Source organism: Flavobacterium sp. (genome assembly GCF_044368625.1).
In the GTDB taxonomy this organism is placed as follows: domain Bacteria; phylum Bacteroidota; class Bacteroidia; order Flavobacteriales; family Flavobacteriaceae; genus Flavobacterium.
In genome coordinates this window covers 1-6,482 of the sequence record NZ_JBIPPD010000187.1, presented here as the reverse complement: position 1 = coordinate 6,482, position 6,482 = coordinate 1, and the positions used below count along the sequence as shown (strand labels likewise).

Sequence of the window (6,482 nt, the reverse complement as noted above, 5' to 3'; positions counted from 1 at the left end):
AATAATTTTTCACTATATTTGTCATAGATATTGGTTTGTTTGGAGACTTCAAGATACTGAATTTCAGTATCTTGACCAATATCTAATCCATTTATTTTACTGCAAATAATTACACCCAACGGGTTATTATTATTAGATATCAATCTTGGCTCGGACGAAATTTTTGATTACCTGAGCGAACTAGAAACCGAGCCAATTATTATTTTTATTAGTTCAGAAAAACGATTTGCGGTAAATGCCTTTCGCTTTAACGCAATAGATTTTATCCCAAAGCCGATTGATAAGAAAGTATTTGATTCTGCCATGAATAAAGTACTAACCAAATTGAATCTTGAAATTTATAAAAATGCAGCAGTTCACAACTTAAACTATTTGGTTATTTCATCTGCTACCGGTTATGACATTGTTTACTTGGATGAAGTGCTTTCAATAACATCCGAAGGACGATGTACACTTTTTGTAACTATTGACAATCGTAGAATACTTTCCTATAAAAACTTATCTCAATACGAATACTTACTATATAAGTTCCCCTTGTATGTCAAAATTAGCAGATCGTGTTTGATTAATTTCAAATATGTCAAAAAAGTCATAAGAGATTCTGGATTATTTTGCGAAATTACAAATGGCGAAATCCTTCCCGTTTCTAGAAGAAAAACAAATGATTTTCATAAATTTTTAAAAAAAAATGTATTTTTTTGTTAAAATTACAATATCAACAGCGTAACGATTACACATAAAATAATAATAAGAATCGCGCTGCGCAAAACTTTAACAATCAAATCCTTACATAAAGTCTGAATACAAATGCGTAAGAATAAAAACTGCACTCCGAAAGAAGCAAATCTTATGGTAATTTAGATTAAAAAAAAATTATTAACACCAATAATACAAGGATTTTACATCCTGTTAAATTCAAATTTTAATATTAAAAAAAGCATCAAGACCAGTAAAAACAAGACATTAAGACACTTAAAGTATGTAAATAAACAAACTTGTTTACTGATATTGCTATAGCACGAAAACGTTATAGTAAATTTACTTAGCAAATAGACAGCATTTTATCATAATTTAAAGTTATTGTTTAAAAAAAAATATTACTTTTGTAACGTAAAATAATTTATGATAAAAATCCTATGCCTATGAAAATGAATAAAAACTTTTTGTTTTTAAGTTTATTGTTGGTTCTTAACACTTCGTTAGTAGTAGCACAAGCTACAGATGAAGGCCCGGAACCTCCTCCACCAGCTCCCGTTAATCAGTATGTAATTTTTGCAATTATATTTGCTGTATTGATGGCATTTGCTTTTTTCTCAAAAACTGGAAAATTGCAAAACTCTAATGACAATAACATTTAATACCACGATATTTGAAAACAATAACTTTTAACTCGACAGCAAAAATAATTCGTTCCAAAGGAATAGTGTTGTGCTTCTCATTGTTTGCTTTTAGCACTGGTTTTGCACAGTTGCAAAATAACGGTACTTTGTACGTCCGCGACAACGGAATCCTGACTTTAAAATCAGGAAACTATGGTTTTGGGACCAGTACAGCTTCAACCGCAACAACAAGAACAGCAAATACTTATGGAAAAATAGTTTTTGGAAGTGGTACAACTTCTTCGGGAGCTACAAATATTCACTTCATAGATGGTTTCGCAAGAACCTTAGGCTTTCCTTACACAATGAACTTAGGGCAAACTGGCGTTTTGGCACCACTTCGAATTGTGTCATCCACAGGTACAAGTGTTGATGCAGCCTTTTATAATGGGACTCCAACAGATAATTTAGATATTGACACCGAACTTTCTGAAATTTCTAATAGTGAATATTGGGACATACAAGGTGCTAATTCTATCATTTCTTTAAGCTGGAGACCTTCAACCATTGCAAATTTAACCACTTCAGTATATACTATCGTTGGTTACAACAGTAGCACTGGAAAATGGGATATTATTCCTTCAACAGTAGACGTTACTTCATTTCTTGGAGGAGCGAGTACTCCTGCTGGTGGATCAATAAGTTCCGATGGAAATGTTAATTTTACTACATACCGCTTTTTTACAATTGGTTCCAAAGGTGATCCTTGTGCTCCTTTAGTTACATCAAACGACATAGTTAAACGATGGACCGGAACGCAATGGGTATTAGATTCAGATAACGAACTAACTACTCCTCCTTCAGAATCCAATCCTGTAATTATTGCTGGAGCGTATGCCAATGGATCTTTTTCTTGTAACTCATTAGTATTAAATGCTAATGTAAATCTGGCCAATGGTCAATTTATTGACTGCGTAAACGGTGTAACTGGTGATAGCAAAATAATTATGGCCAGTGAAGCCAATTTTGTCCAGAGAAACAATAGTATTAGTGCAACAGCTCCTCTAATAGAGTTGAACAAGAAAACCAGAGAAGATATGCGTCGATATGATTATATCTACTGGGGAACACCAGTTACGTCAGACATTTCTGAGGCTTTTAATAATTCTCAAGCAGGTAGCCAAGCTTTTATTAATCCAAATTTAAATTTAGGAGCTTTTGATAATTTCTTAAAATACGTATCAGGTTTAGCTTCAACTGTATCGGGATGGCAACCTTTAAATGAATTCATTCCGGGAAGTGGTTTTATTGCTAGAATAAAACAACAAGCACCATTTACAAATGCTGTAAACGAAGATTTCATTAATGTCAAAATTAGCGGAACAGCAAATAATGGTACCATAAATGTTCCTATCACTAACAATCCTGCGGCGCCATTTTCAGGAGCAAGTCATAACCTATTAGCAAATCCATATCCATCTGCAATTGATGCCGATAAGTTTTTAGTAGCAAATGAAGATATTGACGGGGTTGTTTACATTTGGACTGCTGGAGGAGAATTTTATCCAGGGGCAGGAAGTTACAGTCAATCCGATTATATCTCTTACACGAGATTAGGATCTACGGCCACAAATGGTGTAGCAAATACTTTTAATGGAAAGATTGCTTCAGGTCAAGGATTTAAAGTACGTTCTTTGCAACAAGCTGGTACTGCAGTTTTCAACAACTGTATGCGTTTAACAACTGATAATGACCAGTTTTACAAGGCTTCATCAAATACTTCAATTGACCGTTACAAAATTACAATGACAGGTGCTAATGGTGTTTACAGCCAAGTTTTAGTAGGTTACACACCAGAAACGACACTTGGATACGACAGAATGTACGATGCAACTAGAAACTCTGTTTCTACAGCTCAGGTGTATACTTTATTAGATAATACTACAAGAAGATTAGCTATCAATGCAAGACCTTCTTTTGTAAACACAGACAAGGTAGCATTGGGTATTTTGAAAAATAATACAAATGCTGAAACATTTACTTTTACAATTGATGAAAAAGAAGGAATTTTCAACACAAATCAAGTAACTGTTTATTTACGTGACAAGGTTCAAAATACTTACCACAATTTGAATAACGGACCTTTTACTTATACTTCATCTGTTACTAACTTAGGAAACCGTTTTGAACTAGTATATCAAACTGATGCCGAGTTATCTAATCCAGAATTTGATACTACCAAAACGTTTGTATCTTTAAATGATAATGTATTTAAAGCAAATTCGTCAGCAGAAATGTCGTCAATTACAATTTACGATATTGCTGGACGTCTAATTGCAACGTACAATAATGTAAACAGCAATACATTTACAACTGACTTTAATAAAGTTCAAGGTGTATACATTGCTAAAATTAAATTAATGGATGGAACACTTGTTAATCAAAAAGTTATCAATAAATAATAGCTTTGATTAAGTAGATATTTCGTTCTCAACTTAAAAATAACATATTGTCAGGAAATTCGTTATTATTTCCTTAGACAGTATGTTATTTTTTTTGTTTGTACTCTATCTTAAAAAATCTATGAATGCTGAATTTAATTTATGAAATACATTTTTTAAATTATCTACATTATCCGAAAGACCTATACACCCCAACAAACGATAAAAATGGGTTAAGAAACCAAAAATCTGCTAAAGATTGTTTGAAACTTTGTAACTTTGGCATCAAGCAAACTCGCTAAAAAAATGATTTCGATAACCGAAAAAACACTTGAGGATCTACAATTCCCCACAATTCTTGAGACGATTGCATCGCATTGTGTGACAGAAATTGGTAAAGAAAAAGCACTTAAGTTACTCCCATTAAAAGAAAAACATATTCTAATACAAGCGTTGATGCAAACGTCAGAATACGTTTCATCATACACCAATAATAACGTCATTCCCAATCACGGTTTTGAAGCGATTCAACTTGAAATCAAATTTTTAGCCATCCAAAACAGTTCGTTAGAACTAGGGAGTTTCAGGAAAATTGCAGCTATTTCTGATACAACGAATGTACTAATTCAATTTTTTAAAAAATTTGACGACTATTATCCCCATTTAAATCAAAAAGCTACTGAAGTAACTTTTACCAAAAGCATCGTTTCGTTAATCGATGAAATTGTTGATAAATATGGTGAAATAAAAAATAATGCATCACCTGAACTACTTGATATCCGAAAACAGATAAATGTGGTTAGAGGTAAAGTAAATCAAAGTTTTGGAACTGCTCTTTCCCAATACAACAACCTTGGTTATCTCGATGACATCAAAGAAAGTTTTGTCGAAAATCGAAGAGTTCTTGCTGTATTGGCAATGTATCGTCGAAAAGTGAAAGGTTCAATTCTAGGTAGTTCAAAAACAGGAAGTATTGCATATATCGAACCAGAGGCAACGTTGCACTATTCCAGAGAATTGAGCAATTTAGAATACGAAGAAAAAGAAGAAATCAAACGAATTCTTAAATACTTAACCGAAAATATCCGGCCTTTTCTTCCTTTACTGATCCAATATCAGGAATTTTTAAGTTCCATTGATGTTATTGCAGCCAAAGCTAAATATGCCAATCGCATAAATGGCATTTTACCCCATATCACCGATAACCGTAGAGTGTATTTTAGAGATGCCTTCCATCCTATTCTATTTTTATCCAATAAACAAAAACAAGAAATTACACACCCACAGACATTTGAATTTACTCAAGAAAGTAGGATTATTGTAATTTCAGGACCGAATGCGGGAGGAAAAACCATTTCATTAAAAACAGTGGGGCTACTTCAATTAATGTTACAAAGTGGCATCCTGATTCCTGTACATGAGCGAAGTGAAACATTTTTATTTGACCGAATTCTAACCGATATTGGCGACAATCAATCTATTGAAAATCATTTAAGCACATACAGTTACCGCCTAAAGAACATGAATTATTTCTTGAAAAAGTGTAATAAAAATACACTATTTCTAATTGATGAATTTGGTACGGGATCTGATCCCGAATTAGGCGGTGCATTGGCAGAGATATTCCTAGAAGAATTTTACCACAGAGAAGCATTTGGCATTATTACCACACACTATTCGAATTTAAAAATCCTAGCAAACGAATTGCCTTTCGCTCAAAATGCCAACATGCTTTTTGACGAAAAAACCTTAGAACCCTTATATAAATTAGTTTTAGGTCAAGCAGGAAGTTCGTTTACGTTTGAAGTGGCACAAAAAAACGGCATTCCTTTCGGACTCATTAATCGAGCAAAAAAGAAAATTGAAGTGGGAAAAGTGCGTTTTGATAAAACCATTGCCACCTTGCAAAAAGAGCGATCAAAACTCGAAAAAACATCCTCAAATTTAAAAGAAGAAGAAATAAAGGCACGCGAAGAGAGTAAAAAACTCGAATCAACCAACGCTAAAATCAAACAAAAATTAGAGAGTTATCAGGAATTATATGACAGCAACCAAAAATCCATTTACTTAGGTCAAAAAGTAGATGATTTGGCTCGAAAATATTTCAATAATAAAAATAAAAAAGAGCTTGTAGGGGAACTGATGAAAATGGTAGAAATAGAAAATTCTAAACGAATTAAAGCTACTGCCAAAGAAAGTAAGGTTATCGAACAAAAGAAAAAAGAAGTCGTCCAGGAAGTTGCGGTTCAAGTAGAAGAAATCCGTAAAGAAAAAAAAGAGAAAAAAATAAAAGCCAATCTGGTACCAGAAAAACCAAAAGTTACGCTTAAAGTCGGTGACCGCGTCCGTATGTTTGACGGAAAATCAATTGGTGTCATTGATAAAATCGAACGGACAAAAGCAGTAGTAAATTACGGAGTATTTACCTCTAATGTTGCACTAGAATTACTCGAATTTGTTGAAGCTAAAAAGTAAAACCATGTTAAATTTACCCGCAAATAAAAAAATTATCTTATTCGATGGTGTTTGTAATTTATGCGAACAATCGATTCAATATGTAATTAAACACGATAAAAATGATGTTTTTAGATTTGTAGCCCTACAATCTGAACTTGGTGAAAAAATTTTAAACTACCTCAAAATCGATAGTTCGAAAACAGACAGCATCATTTTGTATGAACCAGGACAAGCGTACTTTTATAAATCAGATGCCGCTTTGGAA

The 6,482-nt window shown here is 33.0% G+C and carries 5 protein-coding genes; all 5 read left to right on the top strand.

The window, feature by feature from the left end:
- The first annotated feature begins 303 nt into the window (after window positions 1-303).
- Window positions 304-705, top strand: coding sequence for a LytR/AlgR family response regulator transcription factor (locus ACIQ2X_RS12505; RefSeq protein WP_396179253.1), 402 nt, complete (start codon window positions 304-306; stop codon window positions 703-705).
- A gap of 437 nt (window positions 706-1,142) precedes the next feature.
- Window positions 1,143-1,358, top strand: coding sequence for a hypothetical protein (locus ACIQ2X_RS12500; RefSeq protein ID WP_396179252.1), 216 nt, complete (start codon window positions 1,143-1,145; stop codon window positions 1,356-1,358).
- Window positions 1,359-1,369: 11 nt separating this feature from the next.
- On the top strand, window positions 1,370-3,781 hold the full coding sequence (locus ACIQ2X_RS12495; protein WP_396179251.1) for a T9SS type A sorting domain-containing protein: 2,412 nt from the start codon (window positions 1,370-1,372) through the stop codon (window positions 3,779-3,781).
- A 285-nt stretch (window positions 3,782-4,066) separates the two neighbouring features.
- Entirely contained in the window at window positions 4,067-6,235 is a 2,169-nt protein-coding gene (locus ACIQ2X_RS12490; protein ID WP_396179250.1) for a DNA mismatch repair protein MutS, read from the top strand.
- Window positions 6,236-6,239: 4 nt separating this feature from the next.
- Window positions 6,240-6,482, top strand: a 243-nt coding sequence (locus ACIQ2X_RS12485; protein ID WP_396179249.1) for a thiol-disulfide oxidoreductase DCC family protein, incomplete at its 3' end; no start/stop codon positions are given.